The organism is Soonwooa sp. (assembly GCF_030151385.1).
Lineage (GTDB): Bacteria > Bacteroidota > Bacteroidia > Flavobacteriales > Weeksellaceae > Soonwooa.
This window is the reverse complement of sequence record NZ_JASLDS010000073.1, coordinates 26145-42747: the sequence shown is the minus strand read 5'-3', so window position 1 is coordinate 42747 and position 16603 is coordinate 26145. Positions and strand designations below refer to the sequence as shown.

At 33.1% G+C, this 16603-nt stretch carries 21 protein-coding genes; 11 read left to right on the top strand and 10 right to left on the bottom strand.

The window, feature by feature from the left end; translation table 11 throughout:
• Positions 1-92 precede the first annotated feature (92 nt).
• Complete coding sequence (locus tag Q1V95_RS14840) at positions 93-794, top strand: sterol desaturase family protein (protein WP_300675494.1); 702 nt, start codon at positions 93-95, stop codon at positions 792-794.
• Positions 795-925: 131 nt separating this feature from the next.
• Positions 926-1852, top strand: coding sequence for a hypothetical protein (locus tag Q1V95_RS14835; protein WP_300675493.1), 927 nt, complete (start codon positions 926-928; stop codon positions 1850-1852).
• 59 nt (positions 1853-1911) lie between these two features.
• Here Q1V95_RS14835 and Q1V95_RS14830 read toward each other — a convergent pair whose 3' ends face one another.
• Complete coding sequence (locus tag Q1V95_RS14830) at positions 1912-2304, bottom strand: hypothetical protein (protein WP_300675492.1); 393 nt, start codon at positions 2302-2304, stop codon at positions 1912-1914.
• Positions 2305-2667: 363 nt separating this feature from the next.
• On the opposite strand from Q1V95_RS14830, the gene Q1V95_RS14825 reads away from it, so the two are divergent.
• The 7 genes from Q1V95_RS14825 to Q1V95_RS14795 all read left to right on the top strand — a co-directional run bounded on the left by Q1V95_RS14825 (position 2668) and on the right by Q1V95_RS14795 (position 7507).
• Positions 2668-3039, top strand: coding sequence for a hypothetical protein (locus tag Q1V95_RS14825; protein ID WP_300675491.1), 372 nt, complete (start codon positions 2668-2670; stop codon positions 3037-3039).
• A 149-nt stretch (positions 3040-3188) separates the two neighbouring features.
• The gene (ureA, locus tag Q1V95_RS14820) at positions 3189-3491 is read left to right on the top strand and encodes an urease subunit gamma (RefSeq protein ID WP_300675490.1); all 303 of its coding nucleotides are present in this window, start codon (positions 3189-3191) and stop codon (positions 3489-3491) included.
• 11 nt (positions 3492-3502) lie between these two features.
• Positions 3503-3871 (top strand): urease subunit beta, encoded by a 369-nt coding sequence (gene ureB, locus Q1V95_RS14815; protein ID WP_300675489.1) that lies wholly within the window; start codon positions 3503-3505, stop codon positions 3869-3871.
• A gap of 1 nt (position 3872) precedes the next feature.
• The gene (gene ureC / locus Q1V95_RS14810) at positions 3873-5594 is read left to right on the top strand and encodes an urease subunit alpha (protein WP_300675488.1); all 1722 of its coding nucleotides are present in this window, start codon (positions 3873-3875) and stop codon (positions 5592-5594) included.
• Between the two features lie 78 nt (positions 5595-5672).
• Positions 5673-6347, top strand: coding sequence for a hypothetical protein (locus tag Q1V95_RS14805; protein ID WP_300675487.1), 675 nt, complete (start codon positions 5673-5675; stop codon positions 6345-6347).
• A complete protein-coding gene (gene ureE / locus Q1V95_RS14800; RefSeq protein WP_300675486.1) occupies positions 6337-6849 on the top strand; it encodes an urease accessory protein UreE in 513 nt (170 codons plus the stop codon). Before Q1V95_RS14805 ends, ureE begins: the two co-directional genes overlap by 11 nt.
• A 1-nt stretch (position 6850) precedes the next feature.
• Complete coding sequence (locus Q1V95_RS14795) at positions 6851-7507, top strand: helix-turn-helix domain-containing protein (RefSeq protein WP_300675485.1); 657 nt, start codon at positions 6851-6853, stop codon at positions 7505-7507.
• Positions 7508-7656: 149 nt separating this feature from the next.
• Here the strand turns inward: Q1V95_RS14795 and Q1V95_RS14790 are convergent, their stop codons facing one another.
• Positions 7657-8427, bottom strand: coding sequence for a hypothetical protein (locus Q1V95_RS14790; protein WP_300675484.1), 771 nt, complete (start codon positions 8425-8427; stop codon positions 7657-7659).
• A gap of 42 nt (positions 8428-8469) precedes the next feature.
• On the bottom strand, positions 8470-9252 hold the full coding sequence (locus tag Q1V95_RS14785) for a hypothetical protein (RefSeq protein WP_300675483.1): 783 nt from the start codon (positions 9250-9252) through the stop codon (positions 8470-8472).
• 120 nt (positions 9253-9372) lie between these two features.
• Here Q1V95_RS14785 and Q1V95_RS14780 point away from each other — a divergent pair, with 120 nt between their 5' ends.
• Both Q1V95_RS14780 and Q1V95_RS14775 read left to right on the top strand, forming a co-directional pair.
• Positions 9373-9789, top strand: a complete 417-nt coding sequence (locus tag Q1V95_RS14780) for an EamA family transporter (RefSeq protein WP_300675671.1) — start codon at positions 9373-9375, stop codon at positions 9787-9789.
• Positions 9790-9921: 132 nt separating this feature from the next.
• The gene (locus Q1V95_RS14775) at positions 9922-11088 is read left to right on the top strand and encodes a hypothetical protein (RefSeq protein WP_300675482.1); all 1167 of its coding nucleotides are present in this window, start codon (positions 9922-9924) and stop codon (positions 11086-11088) included.
• A 42-nt stretch (positions 11089-11130) separates the two neighbouring features.
• Here Q1V95_RS14775 and Q1V95_RS14770 read toward each other — a convergent pair whose 3' ends face one another.
• The 7 genes from Q1V95_RS14770 to Q1V95_RS14740 all read right to left on the bottom strand — a co-directional run bounded on the left by Q1V95_RS14770 (position 11131) and on the right by Q1V95_RS14740 (position 16551).
• Positions 11131-11802 carry a TMEM175 family protein gene (locus Q1V95_RS14770; protein WP_300675481.1) on the bottom strand — a complete coding sequence of 224 codons (672 nt, stop codon included), beginning with the start codon at positions 11800-11802 and terminating at the stop codon, positions 11131-11133.
• A gap of 66 nt (positions 11803-11868) precedes the next feature.
• The gene (lgt, locus tag Q1V95_RS14765; RefSeq protein ID WP_300675670.1) at positions 11869-12741 is read right to left on the bottom strand and encodes a prolipoprotein diacylglyceryl transferase; all 873 of its coding nucleotides are present in this window, start codon (positions 12739-12741) and stop codon (positions 11869-11871) included.
• Between the two features lie 404 nt (positions 12742-13145).
• Positions 13146-13385: a membrane protein insertion efficiency factor YidD gene (yidD, locus tag Q1V95_RS14760; RefSeq protein ID WP_300675480.1), complete on the bottom strand. Its 240-nt coding sequence runs from the start codon at positions 13383-13385 to the stop codon at positions 13146-13148.
• Positions 13386-13726: 341 nt separating this feature from the next.
• Positions 13727-14335 carry an alpha-ketoglutarate-dependent dioxygenase AlkB gene (locus Q1V95_RS14755; RefSeq protein ID WP_300675669.1) on the bottom strand — a complete coding sequence of 203 codons (609 nt, stop codon included), beginning with the start codon at positions 14333-14335 and terminating at the stop codon, positions 13727-13729.
• Positions 14336-14562: 227 nt separating this feature from the next.
• Positions 14563-15543, bottom strand: coding sequence for a chorismate-binding protein (locus Q1V95_RS14750; protein ID WP_300675479.1), 981 nt, complete (start codon positions 15541-15543; stop codon positions 14563-14565).
• 1 nt (position 15544) lies between these two features.
• Positions 15545-15967 (bottom strand): PaaI family thioesterase, encoded by a 423-nt coding sequence (locus Q1V95_RS14745; protein WP_300675478.1) that lies wholly within the window; start codon positions 15965-15967, stop codon positions 15545-15547.
• A 17-nt stretch (positions 15968-15984) separates the two neighbouring features.
• On the bottom strand, positions 15985-16551 hold the full coding sequence (locus Q1V95_RS14740) for a 1-acyl-sn-glycerol-3-phosphate acyltransferase (protein WP_300675477.1): 567 nt from the start codon (positions 16549-16551) through the stop codon (positions 15985-15987).
• Between the last annotated feature and the right edge of the window lie 52 nt (positions 16552-16603).

Sequence of the window (16603 nt, the reverse complement as noted above, 5' to 3'; positions counted from 1 at the left end):
AATCGTTTAATGACCAAAAAGATAAAGAAAATTCTCTATTTAATTCTGCTGTTTTTCTGAAAATTCTTATTTTTAAGTAAAATTAATATTCCTTGGAGTTATTTCAATCACTTGAAAAATTTAGCGTTGTCGAATGGATCGTTTTTAGCCTTGCAAGCAATTTCGGATTGTATCTGTTTTCCATTGCTTTGTACATTTTTATTGATAAAACTTGTCATAAAGATAGAATCCAGAAGGAAGATTTTCCAGTTTCAAAATCTGATATTTTTTTGAGTTTGCTTACAGTCATTCTAAATGCCGTTGTTATGTTGATGGGCGTTTTTCTTTGGAAACAGCATTGGATTGTGATGGATGATTCCAAAAGTGTTTTTGAGGTTGTTGCGGAAATTGTTTGCATCACAATTATTATGGATTTCCTAATGTTTGTTTTTCATTATCTCGCGCATTTGCCTTTTTTCTACAAGATTTTGCATCATAAACATCATGAACATATTAGCACCAATTATTTAAGTCTATTTGTCTTGCATCCTTTCGAAACATTAGGTTTTGGCGTAATGATGATGTTGGTGTTTGTCTGTTATGATTTTTCAATGATTTCGATTTGTGCCTATCTGTTTATTAATTTGGTTTGGGGAACAATCGGGCATCTCAATCGTGAATTTTTCCCAAAGTGGACGGACAAAATATTAGTTGGAACCACCAAATTTCATAACCAACATCATTTGGATGAACGCCATAATTTTGGTTTCTACACATCAATCTGGGACCATCTTTTTAGAACTTATAAAAGGTGAGTTCGTGTTTGAAAATATTACTTCAATGCTCGAAATTTTTGGTGTCCGAATTAGTCTGTTTTTAGTTTCAAAATCCTTTACTTTATAAAAAATCCTTTTTCAGTTTTTTGAAAAAAAATAAATCCTTGAATATGAAATCTTTTATTGTTTTAATTTTCAGTTTGTTATCAATACATTTTGTCGCTCAGAATCGTTATGAGGTTTTTAAATTCGAGGACAAATACGGAGTGGTGGATACGAGTAACTTCTCCGAGTATATTGCGCCAACTTATGAAAAAAGCATGATAAAGGTTTTTTCGGATTTGGTTTTATTCAATGACAATAAGTACAAGTTTGTTGATAAGAAAACTGGAGCAACAGAAGATTATGTTGACTTAAATAATGATTTGTACTGTAACAAAATTTATTACCAAGCTTTTGAAAAAGATGGGAAAACGGTTTTAATTCCAAAAAATACATCAAAAAAATTGGTTTTTAACAAAAAATATACAAGTGCGATTGGTGTTGAAGATGCTGTGATACTTGGCGATTCTAGTCATTTTGATGTTTATATCAATCCTGATTTCCAAACACCAAAACTGAAAAATATCGCGGCGACGAATGTTTTGACTTTAAAAATGTTGAATAAAGCATCGCAAAAGACAGAAGAAGTAAGCGTTTTTTATGGTCTTGATAAGATACTTGTGTATGATTCGAAATTTAATCTTCTAAAAACCTATCCGAAAAAAGTAAATAGTGAATCTAAAGTTAAGGAAGTTATAGCACCAAATTTTGCTGAGGTGAAGGCTGGGAGGAATACGGCAGCTATGGTTGTACCTCGTGAATTTTCAACAGAATTAAAAGATGATGTTACCATAATTACAAGCACTTCGTCGTCAGAAAGTTTTAGTATAAAAGGTAAATATGAAATAAATATTTACTTAATGAAGGGACCGGAATGGATTGAAATTATTAATGAAGAAACCAAGAAAAGCTATATTTTCAGAATAGATTTTTATAACAAGCAATTTATGTTACCAAAGACCTATCAGGAAGCATTAGGATTAAAATTTTTATAGATTATGCATTTTAAAAATTCGGAAAAGTTTTAATTTTCTTGTTGTAATTAATTTCATAATTAATGTTGTTCAACTTTGTTCGAATACATTTTTCTTCCAATAGCAAAACCTACGAATGGAATAATAAATGAACAAAAAATAATAAATAATATCGCAAGTGATTCGCTGATGCCTTCGAGAGGAGTTAGAAAAGGGTAGAGGTAGGAATTGATTGTGTATTGGAATAAAACAACCAGAACCGAATCCGTACTTCCGCCAAAAATACTAAATTGTGCTCCTAAAACTTCAATAGCAAAGATGCTCGCCAAACCGAGAATCAAATTAAAAATACCAATCCAAAAGATGGATAATATTTTTTTCTGCTTTTTTGCATTTAGAAAACCTCCAAAAGCAAGAAATAAAATTTGAAAAAGGGAAAAGATAATTCCAAATATTTTTTGGAAATCATCCAAAAATAGGAATGCGAGCAATCCAACAAAAATATTGATGATATAAAATATTGTTACGTAGTTAATTAGTTTTGACACTCCGAAGCTGTAGTTTTTTTTGTTTTGTAATAAGTATGGATATACAATGTTCAAAATTAAGGTATAAATTTTTTAAAAGCTAATATAAAAGCATTATTTTTGATAATAAAGAAATGGAATTTTAGTATTCTAAAATATTACGAACAATATCAGATTATAATTGTTTGATTAGTATTCTTTCAAAAATGAAATATGAAATAACAGAATCTATTTTGTCACGATTTTGAACATTTTAAATTAGTTTTTGATAACCGAAAAAAGACAAAGCTTACTAATTTTACTATTCTAATGAAGCAGTCAAAAAGAATATATTTCTTGTCATTTTTCATTGTGTTTTTTAGTACAATGCTTTTCGCAAATACGCGAAAGAATGCTTCACATATTCTACAAAAGCAATCTCACCAAGCGCATAAAAAACAAAGTAAATCAACAACAGATTCTATAAAGTTTTTTAATGCGGTTGATGATGATCAAGATTCCTCTGGTCTTGATGATCTTGAAAAAATAAAAGATACTTTTGGTCTGTTTGTTGAAAATTGGCAATATTGTTTTTACCAATTGTTTCAAGAAAACACAAATACATTCCCCGTAAATCATAAAGTATATGTTGGTGTTCCCAAATATATACTATATCATTCTTTGTTAATAGCTATCTGCTAATCTTTATTACTCAATCTTTTAACCTATTTCAGAGACTATAAAAACATAGTTTCGGGGGTTCTTATTTTCATAATTCAAAGTACGACATATTCATCTCACATTCTATGTAGAGACTAATATATCGATGTTCAATCTTAATAATAAAAAAAATGCATTTAACACCAAGAGAAACCGAGAAGCTTTTACTCTTCATGGCAGGAGAGTTAGCCCTTAAAAGAAAGGCCAGAGGTCTAAAATTAAATTATCCAGAATCAATTGCGGTCATTAGCCATTTCTTATTAGAAGGCGCTCGAGACGGAAAAAAAGTAGCAGAGCTAATGCAAGAAGGCGCTCAGGTACTTACAATTGATGATGTTATGCCAGGAGTGGCAGACATGATACACGATGTACAAATTGAAGCAACTTTTCCAGATGGGACAAAGTTAGTAACTGTTCATAATCCAATTCGTTAAAACAAAATTTTATGATACCAGGAGAAATTTTTGTAAAAGAAGGTACAATAATCTGCAATGAAGGCAGAGATACTGTAACAATAAAAGTGATTAACACAGGCGATAGACCAATACAAGTAGGATCGCATTTCCATTTTTTTGAAGTCAACAAAGCAATGAGTTTTGATAGAGAGAAAGCCTTTGGAAAACGACTAAACATTGTTGCAAGTACTGCTGTGCGATTTGAGCCAGGTGAGGAAAAAGAAGTTGAACTCGTAGAAATTGGTGGTGCTAAAAAGGCTATGGGTTTCAATAATCTTGTTAATGCTTCTGTAGAATCTGCGGAGCAAAAAGAAAAAAGTCTAAACAAAGCAAACGAGTTAAACTTTAAAAATTTGTAAAATGAGTCTAAACGTAGATAGAAAACAATATGCCAACATCTTGGGACCAACAACTGGTGACAAAATTAGATTAGGCGACACTGATATTATCATTGAGATAGAAAAAGATTATACCTATTACGGGGATGAATCTGTTTTTGGTGGAGGAAAAACAGTTCGAGATGGAATGGGACAAAATGTAACCAAAATGAGGGACGAAGGCGTTCTTGATTTATGTATTACAGGTGCAACGATCATTGACCACTGGGGAATTGTAAAAGCTGACATTGGCGTTAAGGATGGTAAAATTGTAGGTATTGGAAAAGCAGGAAATCCAGACACAATGGATGGCGTTTCCCCAAATATGATTATTGGTGCATCTACGGAGGTACACGGTGGTAAAGGCTACATCGTTACAGCTGGTGGAATCGATACCCATATCCATTATATTTGCCCTCAACAAATAGAAACTGCTTTGTTTAGTGGTGTTACAACAATGATTGGCGGTGGTACGGGTCCTAATGATGGCACCAATGCAACGACGATTACACCAGGGAAATTTAATATTCAAAGAATGTTAGAAGCTGCCGAAGAATATCCTATGAACTTGGGATTCTTTGGAAAAGGAAATTGCGCTGCAGAGGCACCAATTGAAGAACAAGTTGAAGCTGGTGCGTTAGGTGTTAAAATCCATGAAGATTGGGGTGCAACACCTGCAACAATTGATGCTTCCCTTAAAGTTGCAGATAAATATGACGTTCAAGTAGCGATCCATACAGATACATTAAACGAAGCTGGTTTCTTAGAAGATACCATGGCTGCTATTAATGGTAGAGTTATACATACTTTCCATACAGAAGGTGCTGGTGGTGGGCATGCTCCAGATATTATAAAAGCAGCAATGTACCCTAATGTACTACCTGCATCAACCAATCCAACACGTCCATATACCGTTAACACGATTGATGAACATTTGGATATGCTAATGGTTTGTCATCACCTCAGCAAAAATATTCCGGAAGATGTGGCTTTTGCGGATTCCAGAATTCGACCAGAAACTATTGCAGCGGAGGATATTCTTCACGATATGGGCGTTTTTAGTATTATGAGTTCAGATTCACAAGCAATGGGAAGAGTTGGCGAAGTAATTACAAGAACATGGCAAACTGCCAGCAAGATGAAAGATCAGCGAGGTTCTTTGGAAGAAGATAATGGTACCGAAAATGATAATTATCGTGCTAAACGTTATATTTCTAAGTATACAATTAATCCTGCTATTGCTCATGGAATTTCGGAATATGTTGGATCAATTGAACCAGGTAAAATTGCAGATCTTGTGATTTGGAGCCCTGCTATGTTTGGGGTTAAACCAGAAATGATCTATAAAAGTGGAATGGTAGTTGCGAGTAAAATGGGGGACGCTAATGCTTCCATTCCTACGCCACAACCTATTATTTATAAAAATATGTTTGGGGCTCATGGACGTGCGAAATTTGCAACTTGTGCAACATTTGTTTCTCAAATATCTATCGATAATGGCTCAATTGCAGATTATAAATTAGAAAAGATGATTCTTCCAGTGAAAAATTGTCGCAATATTTCTAAAAAGGATCTTATACATAACAACAAAACACCAGTTATTGAAGTCAATCCAGAAAATTACAAAGTTACGGTTGATGGTGTACATGTGACTTGCGAGCCAGCAGAGAAGTTGCCACTAACGCAGCTTTATTACTTGTTTTAAAATCAAATATAGTTTTCAACGATTATTTATAAAAAAGAGCTCAACAAAGCTTGGGCTCTTTTATAAAATTTAAAATAAATGAAATATATAAAAAATTGGATTCTTCCTTTATTTGCTGCAGGGATGATGTCGATTCCAACATTAGGTCATGCACAGGTATTGGGTGGACGTCGGTTGAAAAGTGATGAAGATGGACCGAAAGGACAATGGATGATTTATGGTTCTTTGGACTATTCAAAAACGAATTCGCCAACAGGCAGCAACAGCTCTTTCGGGACAAGTGCAGATGCAAGTGTACCAATTGGTGTTGGTTATTTTATCAATAATAATGATGTTATTGGTGTTAATTATGCTTTTGCCAGCAACCATATCGATGGAAAAAGTATCTATAAACAAAACGAAGCTGGTCTTTGGTATAGCCCATCGGTTACATTGGGAAAATATTTTGCATTAATCGCGCAAGTTGATGCCCATTATGTTTGGGGACAAAAGTTGGCAGAAGATGGTGCAATAGATCCCGCAATGAACAATTTTAATGGATTTCGACTTCGCGCATATCCTTTATTTGCAGTCTTTTTGGGAAGTGGCTGGGCTTTGAAATTCAAATTTGCAGAGTTATCGATGTTGCAAACAAAAGTAAAAGGCGAAGGATGGACAAAAACTTATGTTAGTGGCATTAGCGCCTCAACATTTGGGGTCGGAATTTCTAAGAATTTTGATTTTAAGAAAAAAGTAGAAAAAAATGATAATTAACGAAACAATAGGCAACATCATAGACAAGCCAATTGTTGACAAGTCTATCGATTATCTTGACCTTGAATGGTTTGAAACGACCAAAAGAATTCAGCGTAAAAAGACAAGACAAGGTGATGACATTGCTATAAAATTTTTGAGAGAAGGTCAACGTTTGCGAGAAGGCGACATTCTATTTGAAAATGATCAAAAGGCTATTGTTGTCAATGTTTTAGAAACCGAAGCTATTGTGATTACGCCAACTTCTATGTTAGAAATGGGAACTGTTTGTTATGAAATTGGCAACAAGCATATTCCACTATTTATTCAGGAGGATAAAGTCTTATTACCTTTCGAAATGCCAATGTACAGATGGTTAGAAGCCAGTAATTTTCGACCAGAAAAGGAAACCGTGAAATTACTCAATCTTCTAAAATCTAATGTAGAACCTCATGGTCATGGTAGTATTGGATCGACCTTGTTTACTAAAATTTTAAAAATGGCTTCGCCAAAAGATGAATAAAATGAATAATAGCTTTTTAGCAAGTCTTTTACATATTTCGGATCCTACATTGCCAATTGGTGGCTATATTGAGGGTTTTTTCTTGGCTTATGAAAATAACATTCTATCAGAACAAGAACTTCCAAAACATAAGACAAGCATTTTTTTTATGACATCTTGGCTCCAGCTGGATCAACTTTCTTACAGCACTTTAACACAACTGCTGGTTATTTTGGAACAAGAACTTCTGTTAAATAATCTGAATGTTGATGATGTCACTATCACCATGTTGCATTTGATTTTAATTAAATTATTAAGTGTAGACTCAAACAAGCATTTGAAAAGTGCAACACGACCAATGGAGCTGTCTCTGCAGTTTCGTGATCTATTGTTTAAATATCATATTAATGAAAAAAGAGTTGTGTTTTATGCTGATAAACTTTCAGTAACTGAAAATTACCTTAATAAATGTGTGAAAAGTGTTACACAAAAATCTCCTAAACAATGGATTAACGAGATTGACATCAATTATGGAAAAGCCTTGCTGTATTCAACACGTGACATTGCCGAAATTGCATACGAACTTAATTTTCATACTGCATCACATTTTACACAGTTATTCAAAAAAGTAACAGGAACAACACCCAAAGATTTTAGAAATTTAATTTTGAATAAATAGCTTTTATTTGCCTTTATTGCAGAATTTTTTTTCTTAAAATAGGTGCTGATTCTAGTATTTTCTTAATTGGTTGTCTTTAGTTTTTGCTAGATTAAAAGAAAACATTTACGGCAATTATCTTTTGATTTATAAAAATTTGCAGTAACTAATTATTTAATATATACAACTGGCGCTTTGTCTTGTAGGTCCGTTAATAACTTATCGAGTATATCATAGTTTTCGATTTGCGCTAAGTATTGAATTTCGTCGCAGAAATAATGTAGAACTTTTATGTTATAGGAAAGATTTGCCTTTGCTTCTTTAACATCATTCCATGAATAAGTTTTGGTATCGATTTTTAAATAATTCAAATTCATTTCTATGTTCTTGGTGTTTTGAAAATATGACTCAGCATTTGGTGAGTTTGCTAAGGCTTTATAATTCTCAAAATCATGGAATTTGAAGACTACAGTTTGGTTATTTTTAATTTTTTGTAGATAATTCGAATATTGATGTTTGGTAATGTTTTCGATAATAAAATCAAAAGAATGTAGTTTTGGTTTTACAAGTATTCCCGAATTATTTTCGTCGTCTTTTAGGATTAATCGATTGATGTTATAGAGCTGCCAGTAAGATGTTATGTTGGTATAAGTAAGGCGCTTTTCATTCTTTTTGCCCCAAATAGTAGCATCATAAATCCTAATATAATCTTCATCAAAAAAATAAATTTTTACATTTTTGTAGGTAGGAATTACGATGGCTATAAAGATAAGATAAAGCAAAGCGAGCTCAACAAATATAAGAACCAAACTATCATAGTATGTACTTAGAAACATTAAGAAGCCACCAAAAATCATCAGCGAAAATACCTTTGCGAAAAATAAAATTTTGTCTTTTAGTTGAGGGAATTTTAACGTCGTAAATCTGTTTTTGTTAAACATTTTTTTGTTTTAAGAAGAGGAGTTATTTGATTAACATTTTCATTAATTAATATAGACAATAGGCGCTTTGGCTTGTAGGTCCGTTATTAACTTGTCAAGTATGGCGTAGTTTTCAATTTGATTTATGGATTGGATTTCGTCGTATAAATAATGTAGAACTTTTATATTGTAGGAAAGATTTGCTTTTGCTTTTTTAACATCATTCCATGAAAATGTTTTGTCATTGATTTTCATAAAGTTGTTATTGATTGTAATCTTTTTATCGTTTTGGAAATAAGCCGCAGCATTATTAGATTTATCCAATATTTTTAAAGTTTCCATATCGTGAAAACCAAATTCTAACGTCTCTTGATTTTCAATTCTTTGTAAGAAAGCTTCGTATTGGTATTTTATCATATTATTAATAATAAAATCAAAAGTTTGAAATCTTGTACATATAAGAATCACTGCATTATTTTCGTCATCTTTTAATATAAAATTATAGAAGTCGATTGGCTGATAATAAGCTTTTAGATTGGTGTATTGTAGTATTCTTTCATTTTTTTTGGTTGCCCAAGTTGACGCATCATAATGCTGGATGTAATCGCTATAAAAATAATAGATTACAACACGCTCTAGAGATCGATAAACGACTACCAAGAAAAGTAAAAAACCGACAACAAATTCCGCAATTATTAAGACTATACTTTTAAAATTGATGCTGTAAATCATGAGTATTCCAGTAATAATCATAAGTACAAAAACCTGTCCTATAAATGAGAATGCGGCAATTGCTGACGGAAATCTTTGTGTGGTGTACCTCTCTCTTTTTGTAATTTTAAACATTAAGTTCATACTCGATTTAATCGTTAACCGAAAATAAGCTTTATTTTTTATTTTAAGTTGATTTTAGTGCAAATGATTTTGTTGAAAAGCCTAACTTTAATTCTCTAAATGTTCACAATTATGTGGTGGATTTATGCATTATTATCAGCCTTGTTTGCTGCGCTGACAGCCATTTTTGCGAAAATTGGTGTCGAAAATGTTAACTCTAATTTGGCGACTGCAATTCGGACAGTTGCGGTTTTAATTATGATTTGGCTAATTGTAATTGTTAAAAATGAGGTACGAGGTATTACAGAATTGAGCACGCGCAATTGGGTTTTCCTGATTATTTCTGGATTGGCAACGGGTATCTCTTGGATTTTTTATTTTAAAGCTTTGCAAATGGGAGAGGTGTCCAAAGTCGCTGGGATTGACAAATTGAGTTTAGCATTAACCATAATTTTTGCCGTCGTATTTCTACACGAAGAATTATCTTGGAAAACTGCTGTAGGAGCAAGTCTCATTATCGCAGGCACTTTGTTTTTGATTTGGAAATAAATCCGATTTTTAAAAATTAACTTTTCGCTAACTAACTTTAGATATTCCTTAATATTTTGCTGTGATTTTTAAAAATATATTTGTCTACTTACTTTTTTGGAGTGGTATTATTAATTTTTTTAAACACAGCCTATGAAACATTTTTCTTTTTTTCTTTCATTTTTTTCGATAATGCTATTTGCGCAACAAAAAATAAAAATTGTTGATAGCGAAACACAATCGGCACTTCCTGATGCGAGGATTATTGCCAATAATCAAATCTATTATACCAACGATGATGGATTTTGCTTAGTTCCTGATAATGCAATTATGGACATTTCGGCGGGAGGATTCCAAAGCTTGAAAGCTGTAAAAGTGCAAGCTGTTATCCAGCTAAAGCCGTTGTACAATGCTATGGATGAAGTCAAAATTGTGTCAATCGACCCAACATTGGTTTTAAAAAAAGTTCTTAAAACTTTTGACAAAGTATATTACACCAAACCAATTACTTATAATATAAACGTTAATCAAAAAGTCTATGAAAATAATGATTTGATGTTATTGATGATTGCGGATGGGAAATTTTGGTCGCGTGATGGTAAATTTAATCCAAAAGAAGCTTTTAAAAAGAACTTCAATAATTTTGTACAAATTCAGGTTGATAATTTACCCTATTTGAAGTCCAAAGAAATACTTGGAAAAGTGAAAGTGAAAGATAAAGATGCTGGACCAGATGATGTCGGGGATTTTTTCTTAAACTTTGAATTAAACAGAACATTATCATTTATGCAAACACGGAGTTTGACGACTTCTGGACGCATTATTTTTGAAGATGAAGAAGTACAAGAGATTGCTTTTAATATGAAAAGTGATAAGTATAGTCTGTATTTCAAAGGAAAGTTTCTGTACAATAAAGCCGATAACGCAATCACGCATTTTGAGTTGGATTTTAAGCAAAGTGATTCTAAACCTAGAAAATTGAAAGACGAAGACGGGAAAGACTACGAGAGTCAATTAGGCGATGGTCTTATCTATTTTGATTATTACAAAAAAGACCAATATTATTATCCTGCAAGATTAGGAGTTAAAAGCGAAAAATTTAAAAAAGTACTTTCTTCAGGTACTTATGAATATAGAACGGCACGGGAATTTATTTTTAAAAGTATTGCAGACTATGACTCCAAAGGATTGCCAAGACCTGTTTCTTTAGGAAATTACTTCTGGAAAGACCTTAAAGTGTCCACAGATAAAGGTGATGTTTTGTTATCAAAAGAGGAAGAAGCATTTATAAATGAAGCAACATCGAACAAAAAAGACTAAAAGCGGTTTTTAATAAAAGTCGCAATAAAATTTAAACAAGCTCTAAGTGTTAGCTTCTTTTTCTTTAGGTACTTTCTCTTTTTTAGGTGCAAGCATTTTCATAAAAAACGGAATTGTAAAGAGTAACATTCTTCCATATAATGGTGTTACAACTGTTAAAAGAAGTGAAGCTAAAAATATTGCAGGTATTGCTAAAGCTCTATATAAAGTAGATTTTTGATTTTCCTTAGATGGTAATTCGCTGGAAACACCGTTTTTTGGATTGTAAATGTATTTTAACAAAAAGAATTGCATGACACCTGTAAAACACAGATTACTCGCATACAAAGCATAAGGACCTATTAATTGTATATGTTCTTCCGTCGAATAACCGCTGTATACCGAAGTTGTAAACGGAAGTAAAACAATCGAAAACAAAAAAATAAGGTTTAACCAAATTAACTTTGAAGTGTAATTGATAACATAGCCGAACATCTTGTGGTGCAAAAACCAATATAATCCAATGATAAAGAAGCTTACGACGAAACCTAAAAATTTCGGTGCTTCTTTAAAAAGCGCATTGATAAAATCCGTTTCCGTTGCACTTTTTGCAATTATCGGAACTTTGATGTCAATCACCAAAAGTGTTATCGCAATGGCAAACACCGCATCAGTAAACAAAATCATTCTATCAATCTGAAAATTCTTACGTTCGGGATGATGCTGGTTTTCCATTAATTTGGCTTTTTTGTTAAATTAAAAATAAAAAAAAGAGGTCATTTTCACAACCTCTTTTTTGTTTTATTTTTCAAGTTTCCAATTTTTGGAGTATAGCATAATCGCAAAACCTGCGATCATAAAAGGAATACTTAGCACTTGTCCAGTGTTTAATCCAGCAATGTGGATAAATTCGTTGCCTTGTGGTTCTTTCAAGAATTCTACGAAGAATCTGATTGCCCAAAGGATAATGAAGAATAATCCAAACAACCATCCTTGCTGGTATTTTTTGTCTGTTTTGCGATACAAAAACCAAAGTAAAACAAATAACAAAACATAACCAACCGCTTCAAAAAGTTGCGCTGGATAACGTGGGATTGTCACACCATATTCTGAGCTTTGTTGTGGAAATAATAAGGCAAAAGGTGACTTTGGATCAACCGGTTTTCCAATAATTTCGGAGTTAAAAAAGTTACCCATTCTAACAAAAGCACCTCCAAGAGCGACCACAATTCCTAGTCTATCATACACCCAAAAAGGATTCTTTTTGATAATTTTAAAACTGTAATAAAGCGTTGTAAAGATCAAAGCTATGGTTGCGCCGTGACTTGCAAGTCCAGAAAATCCTGTGAAATGTAATCCATCTTTAGTAGAAATTGGTAAGAAAACACTTAGGAAATCTTCTTTGAAAAGTTCGGGTTGATAAAAAATAACATGTCCCAAACGTGCCCCAAGAATGGTTCCAATCAACGTCCAAGTGAATAAAGGATCCAAATACTTCTCGTCTACATTATCGATTTTGAAGATTTTTTTCATCAAAATATAACCAAATCCAAATGCGAAAACAAACATCAAACTGTAAAAGTGCAATGTTCCGAATCCTAAATTAATACCATTGGCTGGATCCCAAATTTTAAAATCGGTTTTTAAAGATACAGTATCAGTCGATTTAATCATATCGTTTTGATTAAATGGATGATACATGTATTTGATGTTCTGGATATCCTTGATGTCAACAACATTATCAATCAATTTGAAATACTTTGTCAAAAATTGATAATTATGATTTTTGTAATTGTCAAAAGTAGAAACAATGAAAGCTTGGTAATCTGCATTAATAGGATCTATGTTGTCTTTATTAACGATGATAAAAGAGTTTTTTGCAGGCGTTTCACTAGAATATTTACTAAAAGTTTTGCCATTAACCGTTGCAAAAATCTCTATCGGAATATTTTTTCCTTGGATATTAAGTTGTGCAGAAGTTGTAGCAAAATCTGGGTTTTGCGCTGAAACGAATTGGAAAAGTCCAACCAATAATGTGAAATAAAAGCTAAAAAGTTTTTGTCGCATTTAATAGTATTTTAATGTTTGCATTTTGGCGGGACAGGATCATAACCTTCGCCGCCCCAAGGATGACAAGACATTATTCGCTTTATCGATAGCCAACTGCCTTTGAAGAGTCCGTGGACCCGCAAAGCTTCGACTGTATAATGCGAACAAGTAGGCTCGTAACGACAATTCTTACCTAACCAAGGCGATATCGCAAGTTGATAAAACTTGATCAATGCAACCAACGGAAAAGTAATAATCTTGTTAAACATCCTTTTGTTAAAGCTACAAAAATAAAGGATTTTTATTTTAAAATAGATTTTTTGCTGTTAAAGATTAGCTAACATGTGATTGCCACAACTAAAGACATTACAAAAACTTATATTTTTTGAATGGAAATTATGAAATGCTGAAGAAAAAAAATTGGCTTACTTATTTTAAGAAAAATTATTCAACCACACAAGTGCAGAAATTTTAGAAAGCAATTTAGAATGAACAAAAGACCAAAAAAGTAGACATCAATTTTTGTATACTTTTTGAGTGTTAGTTATTGTAGTTGTTTTTCTTTTGTGGTTAATTTACAGGAATATTGTCCTTTTTTTGCTGTTAAAGATTAGCTAACATAACATCTGAAAGTTAAGTTAACTCTCGGATCGAAGATTTTTTTTGTGGGCGGAAGACGGTGCAGCCAATGTGATTGCGTCTGATCCTTCATGACCAAAAGACTTCCGTGATCCAATGTTAAGGATACAACTTCGCCGGTTGATTTATGTTTAAACGAAAATTTTCGTTCTGCACCAAAGCTTAAAGAGGCAATTGCTCCATTTTTTTTCAAGGCTTTTTCGGCGTCGCTGTGCCAAGCCATACCTTCGTTGCCATCGTGGTAAAGATTGAGAAGACAGGAGTTGAAAGAATCTGTTGTCAAAGCTTCAACTTTCTTTTTGATATCCAAAAGATCTTGAGTCCACGTTTTTGCAATTTTTGTCCTTTTAGAATAGGTGTAAGGGAAATCGCCATCGCCATACCAAGCCACTTTTCGTTTGGTCGTGATTAGTTTTCCGTAGATTAAAGCTTCGTCATGTTGCCAATCGATGTCGTTCAATAATTTAGAATAATAATAATCGGCTTCCTCCGTTGTGAAAATTTTGCCATAATAAAGAACCGTTCCATCGAAAGGAAGTAGATTTTTACTAGAATCAAATTCGTCTGGAAATAATGACAGCATATTTTTATCTTGATTTAAGAGTCTGTTTAGAAATTTTACCGAAATATATTTTTAACCTATTCAGAACTTCTTTGATAAATTTTAATGCTCTTTTAAGCCAATTTTTTGTTTCTCATTTTCGATTTAGCCCGCTAAATCTTCAAATATGAAATAAAAAATTCATCTCAAAATAGCTATGAAAATTTTATCAATAAAATTTAAACAGGCTCTAAAAAAAGAAATGTCTAATCAAATACCAAATTATTTTGGATTGCTAAAGATTTTAATTCCGTTTCTTTCCATTCTTGCTTGGGATCGCTTTTTTCGGTAATTCCACCGCCAACATACAAGATTGCATAACTTTTGAAAAACTCGGCACAACGCAAATTAACAAAGAAATAGACTTCGTCCTCTGTTTCTACTTTGATGTACCCCGAATAAAACTCGCGGCTGTTAAACTCAATGATTTTGATGCCTTGCATGCAAACATCTTTTGGAAAACCACAAACTGCAGGCGTTGGATGCAATTCTCGAATCAGATTTTCTAAATCTTGAGGATATACCGTCGCCTTAAAATCAGTTCTTAAATGTTTGATATTCCCGGAAACATGATCCTGAACTTTGGAAACGCTAATGTCAACCGCAAAACGTTTTAACACCGATTGCACATAGTCTGTGACAGGTTTTTGCTCTTCGATTTCTTTTTCGGTCCACGCTTCATCAACAGGCATCGTTCCTGCGAGACTCATGGTTTCGAAAGCGTTGGTTTTTTTATTATACTTTCCTAAAACTTCAGAAAAACCGCCCATCCAACACTGCGAATCTTTTTCGAAAAGATAGCAAAATGCATTTGGATAGTTCTCGCAAAATTGCAAAAAACTCTTTCCTAAAGCTAGTTTTTTATCATGCGAAATATCTGTGTACATCAAAATTTTTCCTCGAGAGATAACCAATTTTCTTAGTTGATTAGCTTTGATGTAATCCACCGCTTGGACAACTTTGCGCGAATAAGTATCTTCGGTATCTTTATAAAGCTCGATACGATCTTTTTTAGACTTCGGTACAAAATCTTCCTCCGCGATTTCTTCTGCAGAAATTTCGATGAGATTTCCTTTAAAATCAAGTTCTTTTTTTCGGTCAAAACTTACGAAACTTACATTCAGTTCGCTGTTGTCATCGTCCGTTGTGTAGAACTTGTCACTGTCAGGAAAACGAAAATATAACATATTATTTACGAATTACGATATTGGTCATCGTGGTATGGTTGAGAAGTTCACCTTTTTCGTTGCGGATTTCGATTTCAGAATAATGCAAAGTCGCTCCTTTTCTGATAAATCTCGCAGTACCAGTTACAATACCTTTGGTGGCACTTTTTAGGTGGTTGGAGTTGATGTTAGTCCCAACCGCATAATATTTATCCAAATCCAAAACTGATACCGAAAGGGTAGAGCCAAGACTTTCTGCCAGCACGCAACTTGCGCCACCGTGCATAAGTCCCATTGGTTGGTGTACCTTCCAAGTTACAGGCATTGTCGCTGTTAGGCTATCTTCGGTAATATCAGTAAAAGTGATGTCTAAAACTTCTAGAATTGTATGTTTGCACCATTCGTTAAGGTGCTTAAGTTTTGCTTCTTTCGTCGCTTGATCCATTTTAATAAAAACTTAAATTAATAGATTTGAGGATTCCAATTTTCTGGAACTTTTGGAGTTACTTTTTTCAGATAGTTTTGGATTTCTTCCATCACATCCTCGAATGAGCGCGACGCCAAATCTTCGTAACTAATCTTATAACCCAAATACATGGTTTTGTTGGCAAAATCTCCCGCAGCCATCACCAATGGTACTTTAGCTTCTAAAGCCATGTGGTAGAAACCTTTGCGCCACTTTTCCACGCGAGATCGTGTGCCTTCTGGCGTAATCACCAAACTGAAATCTTCTTTTTTAAATAAATCAGCAACAAATTGCACCAAATTATTTTTTTGTGATCTATCGATACCAATGCCGCCAAGACCTCTTACTACGGCGCCGTACCAAGCTTTGGTGTGCGCATCTTTAATGATAATCTTTAGCGGTTTTTGTAATTTCCAATATGCTAGATTCCCAAGAATATATTCCATATTATGGGTGTGAGGTGCAACCACTAAAATACAACGGTTAAGATTGTTAACATCGCCATCGAGAACGATTTTCCAACCCAGTAATTTTAGCATCAAGCTTCCTATTAGTTTTTTCATAAGAAATTATTTATGACAAAAAAAAGTATAACCATACGGCTATACTTTACAA